Below are 22,700 nucleotides of genomic sequence, written 5' to 3' on the forward strand. Positions count from 1 at the left end.
CTAGCCTAGCGTGAGGAGGTCCAGGAGGATGAAGAGGAACATTCCCAGGCTCACCCCCACGTTGGCCTGGAAGAAGGCCACCTCCACCCGGGAAAGGTCCTTGGGGGTTACCAGGCGGTGCTCCCAAAGGAGGAGCCCCCCCACCAGGAGAAGCCCCAGGTGGTAGGCCCACCCCGCCCCGTAGCTAAGCCCCGCCATCAGGAAGGCGAGCCAGGCGAGGAGGTGGGTGGCCCGGGCCACGAGGAGGGCCTTGGGGATGCCGAAGCGGGCCGGGATGCTCTTCACCCCATGGGCCCGGTCAAAGGCGTAGTCCTGGGTGGCGTAGAGGATGTCAAAGCCGGCGATCCAAAGCCCCACCCCTGCCCAAAGCCAGTAGGCGGTGGGGGCGAAGCTCCCCGTGACGGCGATCCACCCCCCAGGGGCGGCGGCCCCGATGGTGAGGCCGAGGACGTAGTGGCAGAGCCAGGTGAAGCGCTTGGTGTAGCTGTAGGCGGTGAGGAAGAAGACGGCCACGGGCAGGAGCCTGGCCGTGAGGGGGTTCAAGGCGAGCCCGGCGTAGACCAAAAGGGCGAGGCCCACCAGGGCGAGGACGAGGGTTTCCCAAGGCTTGACGAGCCCCTTGGGCAGGTGGCGGTTCTGCGTGCGGGGGTTTAGGGCGTCGATCCGCCAGTCTATGAGCCGGTTGAGGGCCATGGCCATGGTCCTCGCCCCCACCATGGCCAGGGTGACGAGGAGGAAGGTGCGCCAACCCGGCCAGCCCCCCGCCGCCAGGAGCATCCCGGCGTAGGCGAAGGGGAGGGCGAACAGGGTGTGCTCAAAGCGCACCAGCTCCAGGTAGAGCCTGAGGCGGTTCACCCCTTCCGAACCTCCAGGATGCGGTTTTGCCCATCCACCAGGACCACCGTGGGCTTGAGGCTCCGGGCCTCCTCCTCGTCAAAGATCCCGTAGGCCACGAGGATTACCAGGTCGCCGGGCTTCACCAGGTGGGCGGCGGCCCCGTTGATCTGGACCACCCCCGAGCCCCTTGGGCCCGGCAGGGCATAGGTGGTAAGGCGGGCCCCGTTGGTGATGTCGTAGATGTCCACCTGCTCGTAGGGCAGGATGCCGGCGGCGTCCAGGAGGTCTTGGTCCACGGTCACCGAGCCCACGTAGTGGAGGTCGGCCTGGGTCACGGTGGCCCGGTGGATTTTGGCGTGGAACATCACCCTCTTCACGGGGTCTAAGTTTATCCCGCCTCGAGGCCCTCGGGAAGCGCCCCCTCCACGAAAAGGGTCTTGGCCTGGGTGTAGAGCACCTGGCCGGGAGGGGCTTTGCGGGGCCGCCAGACGTGCTTCTTGCGGGTGTAGTCCACGGGCACCTGCCGTTCGCCCCGGGCCTTGGAGTGGTAGGCGGCAAGCCTAGCGGCGAAGAGGAGGTCCTCCAGGGGTGGGTTTTTCCCTTCTACCTTGAGGATCACGTGGCTTCCCGGTACCCCTTGGGCGTGGAACCAGAGGTCCTCGGAGTGGGCCGTGCGGGTGAGGAGGTCGTTTTCCTTGGCGTTCCGCCCCACGAGGACGGGAAAGCCCGAAGGGGAGGTGTAGCGGAGGCCAAGCCTGGGGCCCTTTTCCCCCTTGGGCTTCCGGGTGAGGGCGAGGAGTTCCGTTAGGTCCGCCTGGGCGATGCGGGCCATCTCCCCTTCCAGCTCCGCTATCCGGGCCTCCGTCTTGGGGATGAGGTCCAAAGCCCTTTCCGCCAGCTCCTCCAGGCGCCGGGCCCTTTCATAGAGCTTCTTGGCGTTTTCCTGGGGGGGAGGGCAGGGTCTAGGGGGATTTCCACGGGGTGGCCGTCAAACCCCTTTAGGACCACCTTGGCTTGCCCCTTGGGTACCTCCTTGAGGCGGGCGAGGAGGAGGTCGGCCTTTTGCCGAAGGGCCTCGGCCTCCTCCAGGCGGGCGAGGGCCTTTTCGTAGTCGGCGAGCCGGGCCCTGAGGGTGCGCACCTCCCGGGCCAGGGCATCGAGAAGGGGCTTCCTCAGGGCCTCCTTCTCCTCCTCCTGCCACCTGGCCCGGAGCTCCTCAGAAAGCGCCGTGCGCAGGGAGGGGTCCTCCACAAGGCCCTTGAGGGCCCGGTGGAGGAGGGCGAGCCCGGCCTCCCCTAGGGGGCTTTCCGGCGTGAGGCCCGCCCGGCGGGCCAGCTCCCGCATAAGCTCCAGGCCCACCCCATCCACGTGGCGCACCACCTCCTTGAGGGGCTTCCCCAGGAGGACCCTTAGGTCTTCCTCCGTGAGGGTTCTCGGGTCCAGCTTGGCGTAGGGGGTGGGGGGTGTAGGGGAGGCCGGGCTTGAGTTCCCGGTAGCGGTTCACCTCCTGGGTGATGACCCGGTCCACCCCCAGGAGGATGCCCTTCTCGTCCAGAAGGAGGAGGTTGGCGTTCCGCCCCGTGGCCTCAAAGACCAGGACGGAGGGCGGGGTGTCCACGAAGCCCTTTTCCCCGGCGAAGTGCAGGAAGACCACCCGGTCCAGCTTCAGCTGCTCCGCTGCCACCAAAGGCCCCTTGACCCGGGCGGATAGCTGCCGCTGGAAGGGGGTCTTGGGCTCCCCCAGGAGGGTCCCTTCCTCCAGGACCAGGCTGGGGTTTGGGGGGCGGTAGTGGAGGACCAGGTTGAAAATCCGTCCCGACTGGCCCTTCAGGAGCACGGCCAGGGTGCCCTCGTTGGGGAAGGCGAGGCCCAGGTTCAGGGCGGGAAGCTCCGGGAGAAGCCCCCGCAAAAGGGCGTGGATCAGGAGGCCTTCCATCTGCGAAACGCCACCAAAAAGGCGGTGTGCCCCACCTGCTGGAAGCGGGGATGGGCCACGGGAAGCCGGATTTCCCACTCCCGCCAGCCCACCTCCAAGACCCTCTCCAACCGCAGGGGAAGCCCCTCCGCCGCCCGCACGGTTTCCAGGACCTGGGTGATGTTGGGGAGGTAGGCCACCAAAAACCGGTCCGGCATCAGGGCTTCCGCCGCCTTAGGGAGGACCTTCCAGGGCTCCATGAGGTCCAGGGCCACCCCGTGGAAGCTTTCCGGGGCAAGCGCGGCCTCCTCCAAGCCCTGGGCGTGGAAGCGCACGTTTTCCACCTGCCAGAAGGCCCTAACGTTTTCCTCCGCCTGTTTTAGGTGGTGGGGGCGCTTCTCGTAGCTTTCCACCAGGCCCTCCTTGCCCACCGCCCGGGCCAGGAAAAGGGTGAGGCCCCCCGAGCCCGTGCCCGCCTCGAGGACCCGCATCCCCGGGGCCAGGTCCAGGAGGGCCACCATGGCGCTGGCGTCCTTGGGGTAGGTGGGGGTGGCGCTCCGCCGCATGTGGAGGACGTACTCCTCCAGGGTGGGCCGGTGGACGGAGAGGGGTTCCCCCAGGTGGGTTTCCACCACCCCCCCAGGCCCCGCCCGGAGGATGGCCTCGTGGGAGACGCTTCCCTTATGGTGGTGGAACACCCCCCCAGGCCTCAGGCGCACCAGGAAGGCGCGGCCCTTGGAGTCTTTGAGGAGAAAAAGCTCGCCTTCCACCCCGCCCACTTTAGCGGGCGAGTTCCAGGTAGTCCAGTACCTGGGTGAGGTCAAAGGGGTTGGGCACCAGGTAGGGTCCGGCCAGGACCGTGGTCGCTGGCTAGGGCGGCGGGCAGGGCCTCGGGGTGGATTTCCGTGAGGGGGAAGTGGCGGTAGCTTATCCGAAGTTCCCCCTGCGCCGCCCGGGCCTTGAGAGAGGGTAGCACCTCCCGGGCCAGGCGCTGGCAGTAGGGGCACTGGAAGTCGGAGAAGATCCGCAACATCGGCCCCTTTTCCCCCAGGACGAGGCGGTCTTGGTTCAAGGCGAGGGCTTCCACCCTCCTGGGGGCGAGCCGGGCGCGGAAGGGCTCCGAAAAGGCCAGTTCCAAGAGGAAGGCCCCTTCCAGGTTCAGGGTAAGGGTGCGCCCCTTAAGGCCGGGGGCGTTTTCCTTGTACCAGGTGAGGAAGGCTTCCGAGAAGGGAAGGCCTGTGGCCCGGTCCAGAAGCCGTCCCAGGAAGGCGGCGTTTTCGGGACCCTGGTAGCGCACGGCGAGGAGGCGGTTGTTTTGGGTTTCCACCTCTACCTGGGCGCCCGGGGGAAGGGGGCCCAGGGCCTTTGGAAAGCCTTCCGGGGGCCTGGCGATCTGGGCTAGAGCCAAGCCCCCAAGGAGGCCAAGGAGGGCCCCAAGCCTCCTCATACCTTGAAGAAGCCTTCCACCGGCAGGACGAAGACCACAGCCCCTCCCACCTGCACCTCCACGGGCTGGGCGAGGAAGGGGTCGGGGGCCTCGGAGAGGGGAAGCCCCCGGGTTACCAGCCGGGTGCGGGTGCGGCACTTCTCCCGGATGAGGTCCAAGACCTCCTCCACCCGCCCGTCCTCCACCCCGATCAAGAGGGTGGTGTTCCCCTCCCGCAGGAAGCCTCCCGTGGAGGCCAGCTTGGTGGACTGGAGGCCCCGCTCCAACAGGGCCTTGGTGAGGCCGGGGGCGTCCGTGTCCTGCACGATGGCGATGATGAGCTTCATTGCCGCCTATTGTACACCCACCCTTAGGTGGCCGTGCCACTCCTGGAGGCTTTTCACCTCTAGGGCCTTCTCCCGGGCCTTGAGGATGGCCTTGAGGCTCCACCAGGCCCCTTCCAGGGTGGTGATGAAGGGAAGCCCCTTTTCCACGGCGCGCCTCAGCTCGGGGTGGGGAACGGGGCTGATGAGGAGATCGTATTCCCCATCGCTCAGGCTAAACCCCGCCTCCTGGTAGGCCTTTTGGAGGGCTTCCAGGCGTTCCCGCGCCTCCGGCCGGAGCCCTTCGCCGATGAAGCGGACCCGGCCCTCCAGGGGCAGCCTCTGCCCGGCGCCCAGTTCCGCCTTGTAGTAGGCCAGGTAGGGGTCCTCGTCAATCCCCATGCTTTCCCCCGTGGAGCGCATTTCCGGTCCCAGGACAGGGATGACCCCGGGGAACTTGAGCCAGGGGATCACCACCTCCTTCACGGCGTAGTAGGGGGGCACGGGTTCCGGGTCCTTGACCCCAAGCTCCTTCAGGGTCTTCCCCACAGCGATGAGGGCGGCGAGCTTGGCCAGGGGAACGCCGATGGCCTTGGAGACGAAGGGCACGGTGCGGCTCGCCCGGGGGTTGGCCTCGAGGACGTACACCTCCTCCCCCAAGACGGCGTACTGGACATTCAATAGCCCCTTCACCCCCAGGGCCAAGGCCAGGCGGCGGGTGTAGTCCTTTACCTTGGCCAAGGCCTCGGGGGAGAGGTGCACGGGGGGGAGGACCGTGGCCGAGTCCCCCGAGTGGACCCCGGCCCGTTCCACGTGCTCCATCACCCCGGCGATCATCACCGCCTCCCCGTCGGAAAGGGCGTCCACGTCCAGCTCCAAGGCCCCTTCCAGGTAGCGGTCCAGGAGGATGGAGGGTTTTTCCTCCAGGGGCGCATAGACCTCCTCCAGGTAGCGGTGGAGTTCCTCCTCGCTCCAAAGGACCCGCATGGCCCGCCCCCCCAGGACGTAGCTGGGCCGGGCGAGGAGGGGGAAGCCGAGCTCCTGGGCAAGCCTTAAGGCCTCCTCCGGGGTGGCCGCCACCCGTCCCTCGGGCTGGGGGATGCCCAAGGCCTGGCAGAGGGCGTGGAACGCCTCCCGGTCCTCCGCCTTGTGGATGGCGGCGTAGGGGGTGCCGAGGAGCCTCACCCCGTGGGCCTCCAGGCCCTGGGCGAGCTTAAGGGGCGTCTGCCCCCCCAGGGTGGCGATGACCCCGAGGGGCTTTTCGTGCTCCACCAGGTTGAGGACGTCCTCGAGGGTCAAGGGCTCAAAGTAGAGGCGGTCTGCGGTGTCGTAGTCCGTGGAGACCGTCTCCGGGTTGGAGTTCACCATGAGGGTCTCGTACCCCGCCTCCCTTAGGGCCCAGACGGCGTGCACCGTGGCGTAGTCAAACTCCACCCCTTGCCCGATGCGGATGGGCCCCGAGCCCAGGATCACCACCTTGGGCTTCGCTGAGGGCCAGACCTCGTCCTCCTCCTCATAGGTGGAGTAGTGGTAGGGGGTGTAGGCCTCAAACTCGGCGGCGCAGGTGTCCACGGTCTTGTAGACGGGAACCACGCCCTGGGCCTTGCGCTCGGCGCGCACCTCCGCCTCCCCCTTGCCCAGAAGCTCCCCTATGCGCCGGTCGGGGAGGCCTAGGGCCTTGTAGAAGCGCCAGTCCTCCCGGTCCTTGGGGGGATGCTCCTTAAGCCAGGCCTCCGCCTGGGCGATCTCCTTCATCTGGTGGAGGAACCAGGGGTCAATCTTGGTGGCCTCGTAGAGCTCCTCCACGGGCATGCCCCGCCTCAAAAGCTCCAGCACGGCGTAGATGCGGTCGGGGTTGGGATAGAGCTTCTTCTCCAGGTCCTCCGTGCGCACCCCCGCCAAGGCCCGCACGTCCCGCTCCAGCCCCCGGAGGGCCTTAAGAAGCGCCTCCTTGAAGGTGCGGCCCATGGCCATCACCTCCCCCACGGACTTCATCTGCGTGCCGAGCTCGTCCTTAAGCCCCCCCAGGGTGTTGGGGAGGTCCTGGAACTTCTCAAAGGCGAAGCGGGGAATCTTCACCACCACGTAGTCAATGGTGGGCTCAAAGGAGGCGGGGGTTTTGCGGGTGATGTCGTTGGGAAGCTCGTCCAGGCGGTAGCCCACCGCCAGAAGGGCGGCGATCTTGGCGATGGGGAAGCCCGTGGCCTTGGAGGCCAGGGCCGAGGAGCGGGAGACCCGGGGGTTCATCTCAATGACCACCTGGCGGCCCGTCTTGGGGTCCACGGCGAACTGGATGTTGGACCCCCCCGTGTCCACCCCGATCTCCCTTATCACCGCCTTGGCGGCGTCCCGCATCCTCTGGTACTCGGCGTCGGAGAGGGTTTGGGCCGGGGCCACGGTGATGGAGTCCCCCGTGTGGACCCCCATGGGGTCCAGGTTCTCGATGCTGGTGATGATGACCACGGTGTCGGCGTGGTCCCGCATCACCTCCAGCTCAAACTCCTTCCACCCCAAGACCGACTCCTCCACCAAGGCGGTGTGCACGGGGGAGAGGGTGAGGCCCCGCCCCAGGACCTCCACGAGCTCCTTCTCGTTCCTGGCGATGCCGCCCCCCGTACCCCCCAGGGTGAAGGAGGGGCGCACCACCACGGGGTAGCCCACCTCCCGGGCGAAGTGGAGCCCTTCCTCCACGCTCCCCACCATGAGGCCCCGGGGCACCTCGAGGCCGATCTTCCGCATGGCCTTCTGGAACTCCTCCCGGTCCTCCCCCTTCTTAATGGCCTCCGCCTTGGCCCCGATGAGTTCCACCCCGTAGCGCTCCAGGATGCCCTCTTCATATAGGGCCATGGAGAGGTTCAAGGCGGTCTGGCCCCCCAGGGTGGGGAGGAGGGCATCGGGGCGCTCCTTGGCCAGAACCCTTTCCAGATACTCCAGGGTTAGGGGCTCCACGTAGGTGCGCTCGGCCAGCTCGGGATCGGTCATGATGGTGGCGGGGTTGGAGTTCACCAGGATGGCCTCGTACCCCGCCCCCCTTAAGGCCTTCACCGCTTGGGTGCCGGAGTAGTCAAACTCGGCGGCCTGTCCGATGGTGATGGGTCCCGAACCGATGATGAGGATTTTCTTGAGGTCTCTTCTCGGCGGCATCGCGTACCCGGTGGAAGAGCTTACCACAGGCCGGGGATTTGGCCAAGGGTTGGTGCTAAGTCTATGCAAAAGGAGCGGGTCTAAATGCATAGACTTACCACCAGGCCCTCGGCGCCCCCGCCCGCTATACTCAAGCCATGCGCAAGGTGCGCCCCGAGGAGCTCAAAGCCCTCCTGGCCCAGGGGGTCAAGGTGGTGGACGTGCGCCCCGCTGACCGGAGGACCACCCCCTTGCCCTTCCCCGCCGAGTGGGTGCCCCTAGAGAAAATCCAAAAGGGAGAGCATAGCCTCCCCAAAGTCCCCCTCCTTTTGGTGTGCGAGAAGGGGCTATTGAGCCAGGTGGCGGCCCTTTACCTGGAGGCGGAGGGGTACGAGGCCATGAGCCTGGAGGGCGGGCTTCAGGCCTTGACGGAGCCCAAATAGCCCCGTAGAATGGCGGATGCTGAGCGTGGTGAGCGTAGCTCAGCTGGTTAGAGCACCGGACTGTGGATCCGGGGGTCGTGGGTTCAAGTCCCATCGCTCACCCCAAAACCACCACCCCGCGCGGGGTGGTATTTTAAAGGGGGGCCTCGCCCCCATGCGAGGATGGCGGAACCGGTAGACGCGCCGGACTTAGGATCCGGTGGGGCAACCCGTGCGGGTTCAAGTCCCGCTCCTCGCACCAACCGGGCGGGGCCCCTTCTTGTGCGAGGTGTGGCGTGGCGGAGATCCTGGAGCGTTCCGGCTATCGGGTAAGGGTTCGGGTGGAGGTCCCGGCGGAGAAGGTGGAGGAGAGCTACCAGGCCCTCCTGAAGGACCTGGCCAAGCGGGTGAGGATCCCGGGTTTCCGTCCGGGCAAGGCCCCCCTGAAGGTGGTGGAGGCCCGTTTGGGCCGCGAGGAGCTTCTTGCCGACCTTAAGGAGCGCCTGGTGGAGGAAACCTACCCCCAGGCGGTGCGGGAGCTGGGCCTAACCCCGGTGGCCGCCCGGGTGGTGGAGGAGGAGCTTAGGGAAGGGGAGGGCTTCCGCTACGTGGCGGAGGTGGAGAACTACCCCGAGGTGAAGCTCCCCGACTGGAGGGCCTTCGCCCTGGAGGTACCCTCGCCTCAGGTCACGGAGGAGATGGTGGAAAAGGCCCTGGAGGAGCTTCGCTTCCGCTACGCCGAACTCGTTCCCGTGGACCGGGAGGCCCAGGAGGGGGACCACGTCTTCGTGCGCACGGAGGAGGGGGCGGAGTTCCCCATTGACCTCTCCAAGGCCCTGCCTCACGTAAAGGAGGCCCTTTTGGGCAAGCGGGCGGGAAATGTGGTCATGGTCCCCGTCCTGAACGAGCAGGGCGAAAAGGTGCGGGAGGTGCGCACCGAGGTCCTGGAGGTCAAGACCCTGGAGCTCCCCGAGCTGGACGAGGAGTTCGCCAAGACCCTGGAGGCGGAAAGCCTCGAGGACCTCAAGGCCAAGGTGCGGGAAAGCCTTGAGCGCCAGGCGGAAGCGGCCTACCAGGAGGCCCGGGAGCGGGCCTTTTTGGAGAAGCTCGCCGAGGGGATGGAGGCGGACATCCCGCCCTCCATGCTGGAGGCGGAGGAGCGCCACCTCTTGGAGCACCTGGCGGAGGACCTCTACCGCCAGGGGATCGCTCTAGAGGCCTACCTCAAGGCCCTGGAGGAGCGGGGCGAGCTGGAAAAGTTCAAGGAGGACCTGCGGCAGGAAGCCCTTAAGCGGGTGCGCCGCTCTTTGGCTAAGGAGCGGCTTGCCGAGGAGCTCAAGCCCGAACTCACGGAGGAGGAGTGGCAGGCCTACCTGCAGGCGGTGGCCCGCTCCTACGGCGTCGCTGTCCAAGAACTCAAGCGGCAGTTCGGCGAGCGGGGCCTGGCCCGGCTTAGGGCCGCTTACCTCCAGGACAAGGCGGTGCGCCAGGCCCTGGCGGAACTGGCCTAAGGGGGGCTTGGTGGCCCAGGGGGGATTTTCCCCTGGGCTTCCCCGTAGAATGGGAAACGGTATGGTCATACCCTACGTCATAGAGCAGACCGCCCGCGGCGAGCGGGTCTACGACATCTACTCCCGTCTCCTCAAGGACCGGATCATCTTCCTGGGCACCCCCATAGACGCCCAGGTGGCCAACACCGTGGTGGCCCAGCTCCTCTTCCTGGATGCGCAAAACCCCAACCAGGAAATCAAGCTCTACATCAACTCCCCTGGGGGGGAGGTGGACGCCGGGCTTGCCATCTACGACACCATGCAGTTCGTGCGGGCCCCGGTTTCCACCATCGTCATCGGGCTTGCGGCCAGCATGGCGGCGGTGATCCTGGCCGCCGGGGAGAAGGGCCGCCGCTACGCCCTGCCCCACTCCAAGGTGATGATCCACCAGCCCTGGGGCGGGGCCCGGGGCACGGCCAGCGACATCGCCATCCAGGCCCAGGAAATCCTCAAGGCCAAGAAGCTTCTGAACGAGATCCTGGCCAAGCACACGGGCCAGCCCCTGGAAAAGGTGGAGAAGGACACGGACCGGGACTACTACCTCTCGGCGCAGGAAGCTTTGGCGTACGGCCTCATTGACCAGGTGGTGACCCGTGAGGAAGCCTAGACCCCACTGCAGCTTCTGCGGCCTTCGCCCTCCGGACACGGGAAGGCTTCTGGAAAGCCCCCTGGAGGACGTCTTCATCTGCGAAGACTGCGTGGCCCGGGCCCAGGAGGTCCTGCGCGGGGAAAGCCACCGGCCCAAAGGCCCAAGCCGCCTGCCCAAACCCCAGGAGATCAAGGCCCACCTGGACCAGTACGTGGTGGGCCAGGAGGCGGCGAAAAGGGCCTTAAGCGTGGCGGTTTACAACCACTACAAGCGCCTTCTCCATCCCGAGGCGGAGATCGGTAAGGCCAACATCCTCCTCATCGGCCCCACGGGCACGGGAAAAACCCTCCTGGCCGAGACCCTCGCCCGCTTCTTGGAGGTGCCCTTCGCCATCGCCGACGCCACCACCTTGACCGAGGCGGGGTATGTGGGGGAGGACGTGGAGAACGTCATCCTCCGCCTTCTCCAGAACGCCGACTTTGACGTGGAGCGGGCGGAGATGGGCATCGTCTACATTGACGAGATTGACAAGATCGCCCGCAAGTCGGAAAACCCCTCCCTCACCCGGGATGTCTCCGGCGAAGGGGTGCAGCAAGCCCTCTTGAAGATTATTGAGGGCACCATCGCCAACGTGCCCCCGCAAGGGGGCAGGAAGCACCCCCACCAGGAGTTCATCCCGGTGAACACCAAGAACATCCTTTTCATCCTGGGCGGGGCCTTTGAGGGCTTGGAGAACATCGTCAAGGCCCGGGTAGGCCGCACCGCCATCGGCTTCACCGGGGACAAGGAGAAGCGGGAAGAGCCCCTGGAGGTCATCCCCGAGGACCTGGTGAAGTTCGGCATGATCCCCGAGTTCGTGGGCCGGGCTCCCCTCATCGTCCAGCTCCACCCCCTCACGGAGGAGGACCTGGTGCGCATCCTCACCGAACCCAAGAACGCCCTGGTGCGGCAGTACCAGGAGCTTTTCCGCATGGAGGGGATAGACCTCCGCTTCACCCCTGCCGCCCTCAAGGAGGTGGCCCGTAGGGCCCTCAAGCGGGGCACGGGGGCCCGGGGGCTAAGGGCCATCCTGGAGAAGACCATGGTGGACCTGATGTTTGAGGCCCCGGGGAGCGGGGTGAAGGAGCTCGTCATAGACCTCCCCCACCTGGACAATCCCCTAAAGGCCCTGGAGGAGGCCCGGCTCCGGCAGGCTTCTTAAGCCTAGCCGGAAAGCTGGGCCACCAGGGCTTCCTTGAGGGCGAAAAGCCGCTCGGTGAGCGAAACGTGGTAGATGTGGGGGTTCACCAGGCGGCGCACCCCAGGGTCCAGCCGGGCCACGTCCCTTTGCCGCCGTTCCCGTAAGGCCTCGAGGGGTACGGGCGGGAAGAGGCGCCTGCCCCGGAAGGCTTCTTCCAGGAGGGGTTCCAGGGTGAATTCCCCGGGCCTTAGGGTGCGCCTTTTGGTGGGGTCGGTGGGGTGGCGGAGGTGGAGGGGGGTGTCTTCCCGCACCTCCTCGTCAAAGGTGGCGAGGAGGTCCGCCGTGGCCAGGCCCCGCCCGTCGTAGACGCGGTAGACCTTCTTGTGCCCGGGGTTGAGCACCTTTTCCAAGGAGTCCGAGATCTTGATGGCGGGAGCCCAGGTGCCGTTTTCCCGGATGGCCACCAGCTTGTACACCCCCCCGAGGGCTGGGTACCCCCAGGAGACCACCATGCGCGTCCCCACCCCGTAGACCAGGCGCTTCAGGAGCTTTTCCGGTTCCACCCCGTACCGGGGGGCTTCTTCCAGGATCTGGCTCTTGATCTGCCAGATGACGAGCTCGTCCAGGTCGCCGGAGAGCACGATGAGGGTGTCGGCAAAGCCCGCCTTGTCCAGTTCCTTGGCCACCTGGATGGCCAGGTAGGCCAGGTCCCCGGAGTCAATCCGCACCCCCACGGGCCGGTGCCCCTTGCGCCTTAGCCTCTCAAAGACCTTGAGGGCGTGGGGCAGGCCGGAGTGGAGGGTGTCCACGGTGTCCAGGAGGAGGATGGTGTCGTCGGGGAAGACCTCGGCGAAGGCCTGGAAGGCATCCTCCTCGGTGTAGCCCAGGGCCAAGAAGGCTTGGACCAGGCTATGGGCGTGGGTGCCGGAGGAGGGGAGGCCCAGGAGGTGGGAGAGGCTTACGGCGCTGGAGCGGTTGGCCCCGCCGATGAGGCTTGCCCGGGTGGCGCTTTCCCCTCCCTTGCCCGGGGCCCGGCGTAGGCCGAACTCCAGGACCACCGCCTCCTCCCCCGCCGCCTCCCGCACCCGGCTCGCCTTGGTGGCGATGAGGGTTTCGTAGTTGATGCGGTTGAGGAGGGCGGTTTCCAAAAGTTGCGCCTGGAGGAGGGGGCCTTCCACGCTGAGGAGGGGCACCTGGGGGTGGGCCACCCGGCCCTCGGGGAGCGCCCGCACCGTGAGGCCGGAGAAGCCGCCCACGTCCTTTAGGTAGCGGAGGTAGTCCTCGGCGAAAAGGGGCTTGCCCGAACGGCCCTTGAGGGCTCCGAGGGCCTCCAGCTCCTCGTTCCCGAAGCGGGCGGTTTCCATCCAGGAAAGGAGGGGGTCCAGGCCGGCGAAGACGGTGTAGCCCGCCTGGTGGGCCCCGTAGTCCGGGTTTTTCCGGTAGAAGGCCTCAAAGAGGGCCTCCCTTTCGTGAAGCCCCAGGCGGAAGTAGACCTGGCCCATGGTGAGCTGGTAGAGGTCGGTGTAGAGGATGCCGAAGGGGTCCATGGGCCTAGCATAGCCCCTCCATTTTGGCTACACTAGCGGGATATGGTGGAGGTCCACGCCTGCAGTCCTGGTTGCCGCCACCACCTGGGGGGGGCAGGGTGGGGGGATGCGCCCTTGGTGCGCCTGGGCTACAACAAGGAGGCCCGGGCCAAGAAGTTCCCCTACCTAAGGGCCCTCCTGGAGCGCCCCGTGGTCTTTGACGGGGCCATGGGCACCGAGCTGCAAAAGAGGGACCTCGCCCCCGAGGACTACGGGGGGGAGGCCTACTTCGGCTGCCCCGAGGTGCTCAACCGCACCCGGCCCGAGGTGGTGCGGGAAATCCACCGGTCCTACCTCGAGGCCGGGGCCGAGGTGATTGAAACCAACACTTTTGGCGCCTTGCGGCACGTGCTGGCGGAGTACGGGCTAGGGGAGGAGGCGGAGGCGCTCGCCTACCTGGGGGCTAGGCTTGCCAAGGAGGTGGCGGAGCCCTGTGGGGCCTTTGTGGCGGGGGCCCTGGGCCCGGGGACCAAGCTCATCTCCTTGGGCCAGATCTCCTGGGACGAGCTCTTCGCCGCCTACAAGGAAGCGGTGCGGGGGTTGCTTCGGGGCGGGGTGGACCTGATTCTTTTGGAAACGGCCCAGGACATCCTCCAGGTGCGCTGCGCCGTTTTGGCGGCGCGGGAGGCCATGGCCGAGCTGCGCCGGGAGGTGCCCTTGCAGGTCCAGGTGACCTTTGAGGCCACGGGGACCCTCCTCGTGGGCACGGACGAGCAGGCGGCCTTGGCCGCTTTGGAGAGCCTGCCCGTGGACGTGGTGGGCATGAACTGCGCCACGGGCCCCGACCTCATGGACAGCAAGGTGCGCTACTTCGCGGAGCACAGTACCCGGTTCGTGGCCTGCCTGCCCAACGCCGGCCTGCCGCGGAACGAGGGGGGGAAGGTGGCCTACGACCTCACCCCCGAGGAGCTTGCCCGCTGGCACCGCAAGTTCGTCCTGGAGTACGGGGTGAACGCCGTGGGGGGGTGTTGCGGCACGGGGCCCGAGCACATCCGCAAGGTGGCGGAGGCGGTCAAGGGGTTCCCCGTTAGGGAGCGGCCCAAGGCCTTCCCGCCCCAGGTGGCTTCCCTCTACCAAGCGGTGCCTCTTCGGCAGGAGACGAGCCTTTTCCTGGTGGGCGAGAGGCTGAACGCCACGGGGAGCAAGCGCTTCCGGGAGATGCTCTTTGCGAAGGACCTCGAGGGCATCCTGGCCCTGGCGCAGGAGCAGGTGGCGGAGGGGGCCCACGCCCTGGACCTCTCCGTGGCCTGGACGGGCCGGGACGAGCTTGAGGACCTAAAGTGGCTCCTCCCCGGCCTCGCCACCGCCGCCACCGTGCCCGTTATGGTGGACTCCACCTCCCCCGAGGCCATGGAGCTTGCCCTCAAGTACCTGCCGGGCCGGGTCCTCCTGAACTCCGCCAACCTGGAGGACGGCCTGGAGCGGTTTGACCGGGTGGCCTCCTTGGCCAAGGCCCACGGGGCGGCCCTGGTGGTCCTGGCCATTGATGAGAAGGGCATGGCCAAGACCCGGGAGGAGAAGGTCCGGGTGGCCTTGCGCATGTACGAGCGGCTCACGGAGCACCACGGCCTCCGCCCGGAGGACCTCCTCTTTGACCTCCTCACCTTCCCCATCACCCAAGGGGACGAGGAAAGCCGCCCTTTGGCCAAGGAAACCCTTCTGGCCCTGGAAGAGCTACGGGAGAGGCTTCCCGGCGTGGGGTTCATCCTGGGCGTGTCCAACGTCTCCTTCGGCTTGAAGCCCAGGGCCCGGCGGGTCCTCAACTCCGTCTTCCTGGACGAGGCCAGGAAGCGGGGCCTCACCGCCGCCATCGTGGATGCGGGGAAGATCCTCCCCATCGCCCAGATCCCCGAGGAGGCCTACGCCTTGGCCCTGGACCTCATCCATGACCGCAGGCGGGAAGGCTATGACCCCCTCATGGCCTTCATCGCCTATTTTGAGGCCCACCAAGAGGACCTGGCCCAAAAGGAGGACGCTTTCCAGGCCCTGCCCCTCCTGGAGAGGCTCAAGCGGCGGGTGGTGGAGGGGAGGAAGGTGGGCCTCGAGGCGGACCTGGAGGAGGCCCTGAGGGAGGGGCATAAGCCCCTAGACCTCATCAACGGCCCCCTCCTTGCGGGCATGAAGGAGGTGGGGGAGCTCTTTGGGGCGGGGAAGATGCAGCTTCCCTTTGTCCTCCAGGCCGCCGAGGTGATGAAAAGGGCCGTGGCCCACCTGGAACCCCACATGGAAAAGCGGGGTGCGGGCAAGGGCCGGATGATCCTGGCCACGGTGAAGGGGGACGTGCACGACATCGGCAAGAACCTGGTGGACATCATCCTCACCAACAACGGCTACCAGGTGATCAACCTGGGCATCAAGGTGCCCATTGAGGAGATCCTAAGGGCGGTGGAGGAGCACAAGCCCCACGCCGTGGGCATGTCGGGTCTTTTGGTAAAGAGCACCCAGGTGATGAAGGAGAACCTGGAGTACATGCGGGACAGGGGCTACACCCTCCCCGTCATCCTGGGCGGGGCGGCCCTCACCCGGAGCTTCGTGGAGGAGGAGCTTCGGGCCATCTACCCCAAGGTCTACTACGCCGAGGACGCCTTTGAAGGCCTAAGGCTCATGGAGGAGCTCACGGGCCACGCCTCTCCAGAGCTCACCCGGAAGGCGCCTACCCGGCCCAAGCGGGAGGCGCCCCGGGTGGAGGCCCGCCCCAAGCCCGTGGGCGACCCCCCTGCCATCCCCCGCCCCCCCTTCTTCGGCGTGCGGGTGGAGGAGAACCTGGACCTGGCCACCATCGCCCACTACGTGAACAAGCTCGCCCTTTACCGGGGGCAGTGGGGGTATAGCCGCAAGGGCATGGGCCGGGAGGAGTGGCAGGCCCTGGTGGAGCGGGAGGCGGAGCCCGTCTTCCGCCGCCTCCTCAAGGAGGCGAGGGAGGAGGGGTGGCTTCGGCCCCGTGTCCTCTATGGCTTCTTCCCCGTGGCCCGCGAGGGGGAGGAGCTTTGGGTCTATTCGCCCGAGACGGGGGAGGTCCTGGAGCGCTTCCGCTTTCCCCGGCAACGGGGTGGGGGGCTGAGCCTAGTGGACTACTTCCGCCCCCGCCATGCCCCACCTTTAGGCGACGAGGAGGCGTGGCTTCCCGCTTTTGAGGAAGGGGCCCGGGATGTGCTTGGGGTGCAGCTCGTGACCATGGGGGAGGAGCCGGGGAAGAAGGCGCGGGCCCTCTTTGAGAGCGGGGCGTACCAGGACTACCTCTTCGTCCACGGCTTCGCCGTGGAGATGACGGAGGCCTTGGCGGAGTACTGGCACAAGCGCATGCGGCAGATGTGGGGTATCGCCGGCCAGGACGCCACGGAGATCCCCAAGCTCTTCCAACAGGGCTACCAGGGGGCCCGCTACTCCTTCGGCTACCCTGCCTGCCCCGACCTTGCGGACCAGGCCAAGCTGGACCGGCTCATGGGCTTTGCCCGCATCGGCGTGCAGCTTACGGAGAACTTCCAACTGGACCCCGAGCACGCCACCAGCGCCCTGGTGGTCCACCACCCCGAGGCCCGCTACTTCAGCGTGGACTGAAAGGGCCCCGGGGTACCCCGGGGCCTCCCTTTACTCCTCGCCCTTGGCGATGGGCACCCCCACCAGGTTGCCCCACTCTGTCCAGGAGCCGTCGTAGTTCCGCACACGGGGGTAGCCCAGAAGGTACTTGAGAACAAACCAGGAGTGGCTGGAGCGCTCGGCGATGCGGCAGTAGACCACCACGTCCTTATCCTTGCTTACGCCCAAGGGCTCGTAGAGGGCCCTTAGCTCCTCGGCGCTCTTAAAGGTGCCGTCAGGGTTCACCGCCTTGGCCCAGGGGATGTTCTTGGCCCCGGGGATATGCCCGGCGCGCAGGGCGCCCTCCTGCGGGTAGTTGGGCATGTGGGTGAGCTCCCCCCGGTACTCCTCCGGGCTCCGCACGTCCACCAATGCCCCCTTCCCCTCCTTGACCTTGAGGATATGCTCCAGCACGTCGTCCCGGTAGGCGCGGATAGACTCGTCCCGGTAGGGCACCTCGTAGCGGCCCGGGGGGAAGCTCGGCACCTCGGTGGTGAGGGGCCGGCCCTCCTCCACCCACTTCTGCCGCCCCCCGTTCATGAGGCGCACGTCCTTGTGCCCGTTGTACTTGAAAAACCAGAAGGCGTAGGCGGCCCACCAGTTGTTCTTGTCGCCGTAGAGGACCACGGTGGTGTCGTTGGAGATGCCGAGCCGCTCCATGAGCCGGGCGAACGCCTCCTCGCCGATGAAGTCCCGCACCACCGGGTCCCAGAAGTCCCTTTGCCAGTCAATCTTCTGCGCCCCCGGGATGTGGCCCGTGTCGTAGAGGAGGATGTCCTCGTCCACCTCGAGGATCCGCACGTTAGGGTCTTCCAGGTGCGCCTGCACCCATTCGGTGCTGACCAGAACTTCCGGATGCGCGTATCCCATAGGCACCTCCCGCCCCCAATATACCCTTGAGCGTCTGAAGGTAAAGAACGGGGGACACAATTTCCGCAATCTCCTTGTTTCCCGAGGCGGGGTTTGGTATAAAGGTACCTGCGGGGAGTAGCCGCCCCTAGTCGGGGGCCAGCCGGTCGTCAGTACGGGAGGTTTCCCCGGTCGGCTGGGGCGCTTTGGGCGCATGGCGAGACCACCTAAAAGGTGGCCTCGGTTTTTGCTACACCCCGCAAGGAGGTAAGGCATGGACCTACTGGCAATCGCGCTCATGGCGTTGGTCTTCGTGGCTAGCTTAGCCATTCAAGGGGGCTTGCAGGCCACCTTTGCCCGTTTTGCCCGGGTGGCCAACAGCCGGGGGCTGACCGGGGCCCAGGTGGCCCGGGCCATCCTGGATGCCCACGGGCTCACCCACGTGCGGGTGGAGCCCGTGCCCGGGGCCTTGACGGACCACTATGACCCCCGTGCCAAGGCGGTGCGGCTGTCCGAGCCCAACTACGCTTCCCCAAGCCTTGCTGCCCTGGCGGTGGCGGCCCACGAGGTGGGGCATGCGGTGCAGGACGCCCAGGGCTACGCCTGGCTCAGGGTGCGGGCGAGCCTCTGGCCGGCGGCGAGCCTGGGGAGCAACCTGGGGCCCATCCTGGTGGTGCTCGGCCTCATGGTGGGGGCCCTAGGCTTGGCCAAGCTTGGGCTTTACCTCTACCTGGCGGTGGCCCTCTTCCAGCTCATCACCCTGCCCGTGGAGTTTGATGCGTCCCGGAGGGCCCTGGACTTCCTAAGGCGCATGGGGTTCCTGGACGCCCGGGAGATGGGCCCGGCGCGGCAGGTGCTCACCTGGGCGGCCCTGACCTACGTGGCGGCCTTGGCCAGCTCCTTGGCCACCATCCTCTACTACGCCAGCCTCCTCATGGGGCGGAGGGAGGAGTAGATGCCCCTTCTCCTCTGCCCCCAGTGCGGCGTGGGCATGAAGGAGGTGGAGCGCCGGGGGGTGCTCATAGACGTCTGCCCCCAGTGCGGGGGGGTGTGGCTGGACCGGGGGGAGCTGGAGAAGCTCCTCGCCGAGGCCCGGGCGGTGGAGAGGGCCTACGAGGAGGAGCGGGAGGCCTACTACCGCAAGGAAGGGAAGCCCTACAAAAAGAAGAAGGGTTTCCTGGAGTTCTTTGACCTCTTTGACTAGGGAGAAGCCCCCTGGGAAGGTGCATGCCCAGGGGTTTTCCCTTTTCTCCGCCCCGCAGGTACGGTGGGGGGTGGCGTGCGCATCCCTTGGGGCCTCCTCCGCCCTTAGCTCGCAGCGGGTGGCGAGGGGGTTGAAGAGGCCAGGCTTACCCAGATGCCCAGGGGTGTCGGGGTGCACGCAAAGGGTAGCGGAAGAGGCCCACCTCCTTCCCTTTGAGGGTCGGAAAGCCGGGGTGGCCCCCGAGGGGGCTTGGGGAACCCTTGGGCTGGAGGGGTTTTCCCTAGCGGTTATCCCCTGACCCGGAAAGCTTCCCCCGCGCCTGGCGGGAGCGGAGTTTTTCCAGGTTGGCCTGGGCCACCGCCTCGAGGCTCACCCCCAGGTCCGTGGCCACCTGGGCCACGTACCAGAGCACGTCCCCAAGTTCCTGTAGGAGGGCTTCCCGGGTCTCTGGGGTAAGGGTTCCCCCGTGGTCGCGGAGGACCTTTTTCACCTTGTTGGCCAGTTCCCCCGCCTCCCCCGCCAGGCCCAGGGTGGGGTAGAGGAGGCGGTAGGCCTCGGGGTAGAGGGCGGTCTTCTTGGCCTCTTCCTGGTAGGCGTCAAGGGTCATGGGCCACCTCCTTGCGGATGGCGTACACCCGGCTCACGCCCCTCTCGGCAGTGACGCCGTAGAGGGCGTGGCAGGCCTCCATGGTGCGCTTTTGGTGGGTGACGAGGATGAACTGGCGCCCCGAGGCCAAAAACCGGGCGAAGCGGAGCAGGTTGGCCTCGTCCAGGGCAGCGTCCACCTCGTCCAGCACCGCCAGGGGAAGCCCCCCTTGGAGCTCCCCTAGGGCGAAGAGAAAGGCTAGGGCGCCTAGGGTCTTCTCCCCCAGGGAAAGGAGGCGGAGGTCCTGGGTGCGCTTGCCCTGGGGCACCAGGAGGAGCCTTAGCCCCCGCCCTTCCCGCCTCACCTCCGTCTGGGCCCCCAGGAGGGCCAGGGCCTGGGTGCGGAAGGCCTCCTGGAAGCGGAGGAAGCTTTCCTTTAGGCGCTCGGCGTAGGCCTTTTCCACCGCCCTTGTTTCCCCCTCTAGGCGCAAGAGGGCTTCCTTGGCCTCCACCACCTCCCGTTCGCGGCGGGCGAGCTCCTCCCTAAGGGGCGCTAGCTCCCGCTCGGCCAGCGCGTTCACGGGACCCAGGCTTTCCCGCTCCCTTAGGACCTGGGCCAGGCGGGCCTGGAGCGCTCTTGGGGAGCCCGGTATCCTCTCCGCTTCCGGCAGGGCGGCGAGTTCCCGGGCGAGCTCCTCCAGGGTGGCCTCCCGCCTGGCGAGGAGGAGGCGGAGGTTTTCCCGTTCGGCCAGGAGGCGGTTGGCCTGGGTGAGGGTGCGGGCCTCCTTTTCCTGAAGGGCTTGGTGCTCCTGCCTGAGCTTGGCCCGTTGAGCTTCCAGGGCCTTGGCTTCCTCCAAGAGGGGCAGGGTGGCCTGAAGGCGCCCCTTTAGCTCGGCGAGGCGTTCTCTGACCCGGGCTGCCTCCGCCGCCGCCTTCTGCCATGCGGCGTGGGCCTCGGCCAGGAGGCGCCAGCGCTCGTGGGCTTCCGCCTGGGCCAGGAGCCCCTCCAGGGCCTGCCGCTCCTCTGCCAGGGCCTTGAGCCTCCCCTCGTCCCAGGTGGCCTCGGGGGGGTGGGGGGCTTGGGGGCGGGGGGAAGGGGGGCCTTGAGCCTTGCCTGGAGGGCCGCCACCCTGGCCTGGGCTTCGGCGAGGGCCTGGCCGGAGGGAAGGGGCTTCAGGGCCTCCTCCAGGGCGTTTATGCGCTCCCGGAGCCGGGTCTCCTCCTCGGCCAGGTCCTCGAGGCGGCGGCGCAAGAGGAGGGTTTCCCCACCTCCCTTGACCCGCCCCCCGGTGAGGGCTCCCAGGCGCTCCAGCACCTCGCCCTCCCGCGTCACGAGCCGCTCCCGGCCCCCGGCGCGGCGGTAGGCCAAAGCGGCCTCCAGGTCGGCGAAGACCAGGGTATCCCCCAGAAGGGCGAGGAGGATGGCCTCGGCGGGAAGCCCAGGGGCGCGCAAGGAGGCCAGGCGGTAGGCGGGGCCGAGGAGCCCGGGGACGGGCTTGGGGTTGGGGGCGGGGGGTGGGTTGAGGAGGGTAAGGGGCAGGAAGGTGGCCCTACCCCCTTCCCGCTTGAGGAGGGCGATGGCCGCTTTGGCCGCCTCCTCGTCCTGGGCCAAGACCCACTGGAGCCTCGGACCTAGGGCCACCTCCAAGGCCACTTCCAGCCCGGGCTCGGGCCGCACCAGGTCCGCCACCACCCCAAGGATTCCCCTTAGCCCCCGCACCCGCTTGGGGCCCTCGTGCAGGTCCACCCCCGCTTCCAGGAGGCGGCTTAGGCGTTCCCGCTCCCGGGAGGCGGCCCGGAGCTGGGCCTTGGCCTCCTCCAACTGGGCCTCCAGCGCCCTACGCTTTTCCCAGGCTTCCTTTAGCTGGGCCAGGGCTTCCTCCCTTTCCGCAAGCTCCGCTTGGAGCCGCTCCCGCTCCGCCAGGGCTTCCTGGTGTTGCCGTAGGCGCTCCTCATAGCGGGCGGCCTCGGCCTCGTGGCGGCGCCAAGCCTCCTCTAAGCGGCGTTTTTCCCCTAAGAGCCGCTCCTCCTCCGCCTTGAGGCGGGCCAGGCGGGCCCGGACCTCCTTGGCGCTTAGGGGCGGGGCGGGCACGGGGGGGCCAGGGTCTTCCGGGGGCGGCCGGTCCAGGGCCTTGAGGATCCGGGAAAGCTCCCGTTCTTCCGCCTGAAGCCCCTCCCGCTCCTTGAGGAGGAGGCGTACCTCCTCAAGCCGGCGCCGTAAGGCCTCCTCCTCGGCGTGGACGGCTTCTTGGCGTTCCTTAAGCCCTCTTTGCGCCTCCTTCAGGAGGGCTTCCTCCTTCGCCAGCTCCTCCAGGCGGGCCTCGGCCTTGGCCATCTCCGCCCTGGCCTCCTCCATGCGGGCCAGGAGGACGCTGCGCCGAAGCCTCAGGGCCTCCAGGTCCAAGGCGCGGGCCCGGGCCGCCCGCTCCGCTTCCCCTTGGAGCCGGCTTACCTCCGCTTTTAGGCGCTCCAAGCCTGCCTCCCGCTCTTCCAGGAGGGCCGAGGCCTCCTTAAGCCGCTCCTCCGCCGCCTTGGCCGCCTCGGCCACGGGCTTAAGCCCGGCGGCCTCCTCCAGGTGGGCGAGGAGCACCTCCTCGGGGGCTTCCAACAGCGCCCCGATCTCCCCTTGGCCCACGATGGCGTACCCGCCCCGGCCTAGGCCGGTGCCCGCGAGGGCGAGGGCCAAGGCCTTGGCGCTGGCCGGGCGGCCGTTCACCTTGAGGAAGGTGCGGTCGCCTTCCAAGCGCCTTTCCACCACCAGCCGCTCCTTCCCCCGGGAAAGCTCCAGCCGCACCTCGGCAAACCCCAAAGGCGGGCGGCCCTCCGCCCCGTGGAAGAGGAAAGCGGCGAGCTCCTGGCCCCTGAGCTCCTGGGCCCGGGCTCCGGTGACGAAGCGCAGGGCTTCCACCAGGTTGCTTTTGCCCGAGCCGTTGGGGCCGATGATGCCCGTGACGGGGTCGGGGAAGTCCAGGGTAGTGCGCTCGGCGAAGGACTTAAACCCTTGGAGGGTCAAGCGGTCTATGCGCCAGGCTTCGGTCATGGCAGGCGGATGGGCTTTTGCAGGTCCAGGTGGGCCAGGCCGGGGGTGGGCTTCCCCTCCACCAGGAAGCGCACCTCTTCCGCCTCGGGGAAGGTGGCGAGAAGGGTGTAGGCCAGGCTGTAGAGCCGGAAAACCTCCCCGGTGGCGTCTAGCCCTTGGGCAAAATTGCCGGGCAGGTCCACCACCAACGCCTGGCCTAAGCGGAAGAGGGCCCTCGGCCTAGGGGACTGGGTAGCCTCGGCCCAGGCGGCGAGGGCCCGGCCTTCCGGGCTTTCCCCGGGGGCGAGGCTGAGCGTTTCCGCTTCCTTCACGAAGCCTTGGGGTGGGTCGGGGCGGTGGAGGACCAGGGTAAGGGTGTTGGCCCTTGCCTCGCTTTCCGAGGGCAGGGGCAAGGCCCCCGTGGTCTCTTTCCCGGTGCTTTTCCAGTAAACGAAGGCCCCCAGGGAGAAGGCGAGGAGCCCGAGCACGTTCCAGAAGGTCAAGAACCCACGCACG

22 protein-coding genes and 2 tRNA genes are annotated in these 22,700 nt (G+C 67.6%); 9 read left to right on the forward strand and 15 right to left on the reverse strand.

The features are described 5' to 3' along the window. Genes mqnP through carB form a run of 9 tightly spaced genes read right to left on the reverse strand, consistent with a single transcriptional unit; the run spans position 1 to position 7,645 of the window. On the reverse strand, positions 1 to 855 hold the full coding sequence (gene mqnP / locus A0O31_RS10580) for a menaquinone biosynthesis prenyltransferase MqnP (protein ID WP_071677811.1): 855 nt from the start codon (positions 853 to 855) through the stop codon (positions 1 to 3). Then, entirely contained in the window at positions 852 to 1,202 is a 351-nt protein-coding gene (panD, locus tag A0O31_RS10585) for an aspartate 1-decarboxylase (protein WP_071677812.1), read from the reverse strand. The genes mqnP and panD overlap by 4 nt, the downstream gene beginning before the upstream one ends. A gap of 23 nt (positions 1,203 to 1,225) precedes the next feature. Further along, on the reverse strand, positions 1,226 to 1,720 hold the full coding sequence (locus A0O31_RS13460) for an NFACT RNA binding domain-containing protein (RefSeq protein WP_257786033.1): 495 nt from the start codon (positions 1,718 to 1,720) through the stop codon (positions 1,226 to 1,228). Continuing rightward, on the reverse strand, positions 1,687 to 2,088 hold the full coding sequence (locus A0O31_RS13465) for an NFACT family protein (RefSeq protein ID WP_257786034.1): 402 nt from the start codon (positions 2,086 to 2,088) through the stop codon (positions 1,687 to 1,689). Before A0O31_RS13465 ends, A0O31_RS13460 begins: the two co-directional genes overlap by 34 nt. Further along, on the reverse strand, positions 2,054 to 2,773 hold the full coding sequence (locus A0O31_RS13470; RefSeq protein WP_257786035.1) for an NFACT family protein: 720 nt from the start codon (positions 2,771 to 2,773) through the stop codon (positions 2,054 to 2,056). Before A0O31_RS13470 ends, A0O31_RS13465 begins: the two co-directional genes overlap by 35 nt. Continuing rightward, positions 2,758 to 3,522, reverse strand: a complete 765-nt coding sequence (locus A0O31_RS10595) for a tRNA (adenine-N1)-methyltransferase (protein WP_084720340.1) — start codon at positions 3,520 to 3,522, stop codon at positions 2,758 to 2,760. The genes A0O31_RS13470 and A0O31_RS10595 overlap by 16 nt, the downstream gene beginning before the upstream one ends. A 50-nt stretch (positions 3,523 to 3,572) precedes the next feature. Then, positions 3,573 to 4,199: a DsbA family protein gene (locus tag A0O31_RS10600; protein ID WP_237259005.1), complete on the reverse strand. Its 627-nt coding sequence runs from the start codon at positions 4,197 to 4,199 to the stop codon at positions 3,573 to 3,575. After that, complete coding sequence (locus A0O31_RS10605; RefSeq protein WP_071677814.1) at positions 4,196 to 4,525, reverse strand: cyclic-di-AMP receptor; 330 nt, start codon at positions 4,523 to 4,525, stop codon at positions 4,196 to 4,198. Before A0O31_RS10605 ends, A0O31_RS10600 begins: the two co-directional genes overlap by 4 nt. Before the next feature lie 6 nt (positions 4,526 to 4,531). Continuing rightward, a complete protein-coding gene (gene carB / locus A0O31_RS10610) occupies positions 4,532 to 7,645 on the reverse strand; it encodes a carbamoyl-phosphate synthase large subunit (protein WP_071677815.1) in 3,114 nt (1,037 codons plus the stop codon). 137 nt (positions 7,646 to 7,782) lie between these two features. Here carB and A0O31_RS10615 point away from each other — a divergent pair, with 137 nt between their 5' ends. From A0O31_RS10615 to clpX, 6 genes are all read left to right on the forward strand, one after another. Beyond that, a complete protein-coding gene (locus A0O31_RS10615) occupies positions 7,783 to 8,067 on the forward strand; it encodes a rhodanese-like domain-containing protein (RefSeq protein ID WP_071677816.1) in 285 nt (94 codons plus the stop codon). A gap of 28 nt (positions 8,068 to 8,095) precedes the next feature. Beyond that, positions 8,096 to 8,172: transfer RNA gene (locus A0O31_RS10620), tRNA-His, on the forward strand. Positions 8,173 to 8,223: 51 nt separating this feature from the next. Further along, positions 8,224 to 8,308 (forward strand) — tRNA-Leu (locus tag A0O31_RS10625). A 34-nt stretch (positions 8,309 to 8,342) separates the two neighbouring features. Continuing rightward, on the forward strand, positions 8,343 to 9,557 hold the full coding sequence (tig, locus tag A0O31_RS10630) for a trigger factor (protein WP_071677817.1): 1,215 nt from the start codon (positions 8,343 to 8,345) through the stop codon (positions 9,555 to 9,557). Positions 9,558 to 9,618: 61 nt separating this feature from the next. Continuing rightward, positions 9,619 to 10,203 (forward strand): ATP-dependent Clp endopeptidase proteolytic subunit ClpP, encoded by a 585-nt coding sequence (gene clpP, locus A0O31_RS10635; protein WP_071677818.1) that lies wholly within the window; start codon positions 9,619 to 9,621, stop codon positions 10,201 to 10,203. Beyond that, on the forward strand, positions 10,190 to 11,386 hold the full coding sequence (clpX, locus tag A0O31_RS10640) for an ATP-dependent Clp protease ATP-binding subunit ClpX (RefSeq protein WP_071677819.1): 1,197 nt from the start codon (positions 10,190 to 10,192) through the stop codon (positions 11,384 to 11,386). Before clpP ends, clpX begins: the two co-directional genes overlap by 14 nt. 2 nt (positions 11,387 to 11,388) lie before the next feature. Here the strand turns inward: clpX and A0O31_RS10645 are convergent, their stop codons facing one another. Beyond that, positions 11,389 to 12,912, reverse strand: coding sequence for a nicotinate phosphoribosyltransferase (locus A0O31_RS10645; protein WP_071677820.1), 1,524 nt, complete (start codon positions 12,910 to 12,912; stop codon positions 11,389 to 11,391). A 42-nt stretch (positions 12,913 to 12,954) separates the two neighbouring features. Here A0O31_RS10645 and metH point away from each other — a divergent pair, with 42 nt between their 5' ends. After that, positions 12,955 to 16,509, forward strand: a complete 3,555-nt coding sequence (gene metH / locus A0O31_RS10650) for a methionine synthase (protein ID WP_071677821.1) — start codon at positions 12,955 to 12,957, stop codon at positions 16,507 to 16,509. A gap of 30 nt (positions 16,510 to 16,539) precedes the next feature. Here the strand turns inward: metH and A0O31_RS10655 are convergent, their stop codons facing one another. Continuing rightward, positions 16,540 to 17,397, reverse strand: a complete 858-nt coding sequence (locus tag A0O31_RS10655) for a sulfurtransferase (RefSeq protein WP_071677822.1) — start codon at positions 17,395 to 17,397, stop codon at positions 16,540 to 16,542. 253 nt (positions 17,398 to 17,650) lie between these two features. Here A0O31_RS10655 and A0O31_RS10660 point away from each other — a divergent pair, with 253 nt between their 5' ends. Continuing rightward, a complete protein-coding gene (locus A0O31_RS10660) occupies positions 17,651 to 18,331 on the forward strand; it encodes a zinc metallopeptidase (protein ID WP_071677823.1) in 681 nt (226 codons plus the stop codon). After that, positions 18,332 to 18,580: a TFIIB-type zinc ribbon-containing protein gene (locus tag A0O31_RS10665; protein ID WP_071677824.1), complete on the forward strand. Its 249-nt coding sequence runs from the start codon at positions 18,332 to 18,334 to the stop codon at positions 18,578 to 18,580. Positions 18,581 to 18,860: 280 nt separating this feature from the next. Here A0O31_RS10665 and A0O31_RS10670 read toward each other — a convergent pair whose 3' ends face one another. From A0O31_RS10670 to A0O31_RS10680, 4 genes are read right to left on the reverse strand one after another with little or no spacing between them, the layout of a single operon-like run. After that, on the reverse strand, positions 18,861 to 19,187 hold the full coding sequence (locus tag A0O31_RS10670) for a nucleoside triphosphate pyrophosphohydrolase family protein (protein WP_071677825.1): 327 nt from the start codon (positions 19,185 to 19,187) through the stop codon (positions 18,861 to 18,863). Then, positions 19,177 to 20,022, reverse strand: a complete 846-nt coding sequence (locus tag A0O31_RS13240) for an AAA family ATPase (protein WP_237259006.1) — start codon at positions 20,020 to 20,022, stop codon at positions 19,177 to 19,179. The genes A0O31_RS10670 and A0O31_RS13240 overlap by 11 nt, the downstream gene beginning before the upstream one ends. Before the next feature lie 29 nt (positions 20,023 to 20,051). After that, positions 20,052 to 22,205: an AAA family ATPase gene (locus A0O31_RS10675; protein WP_237259007.1), complete on the reverse strand. Its 2,154-nt coding sequence runs from the start codon at positions 22,203 to 22,205 to the stop codon at positions 20,052 to 20,054. Beyond that, a complete protein-coding gene (locus A0O31_RS10680; RefSeq protein ID WP_071677826.1) occupies positions 22,202 to 22,699 on the reverse strand; it encodes a GerMN domain-containing protein in 498 nt (165 codons plus the stop codon). The genes A0O31_RS10675 and A0O31_RS10680 overlap by 4 nt, the downstream gene beginning before the upstream one ends. Position 22,700 lies beyond the last annotated feature (1 nt).

The organism is Thermus brockianus, from assembly GCF_001880325.1.
GTDB classification, from domain to species: Bacteria; Deinococcota; Deinococci; order Deinococcales; family Thermaceae; genus Thermus; species Thermus brockianus.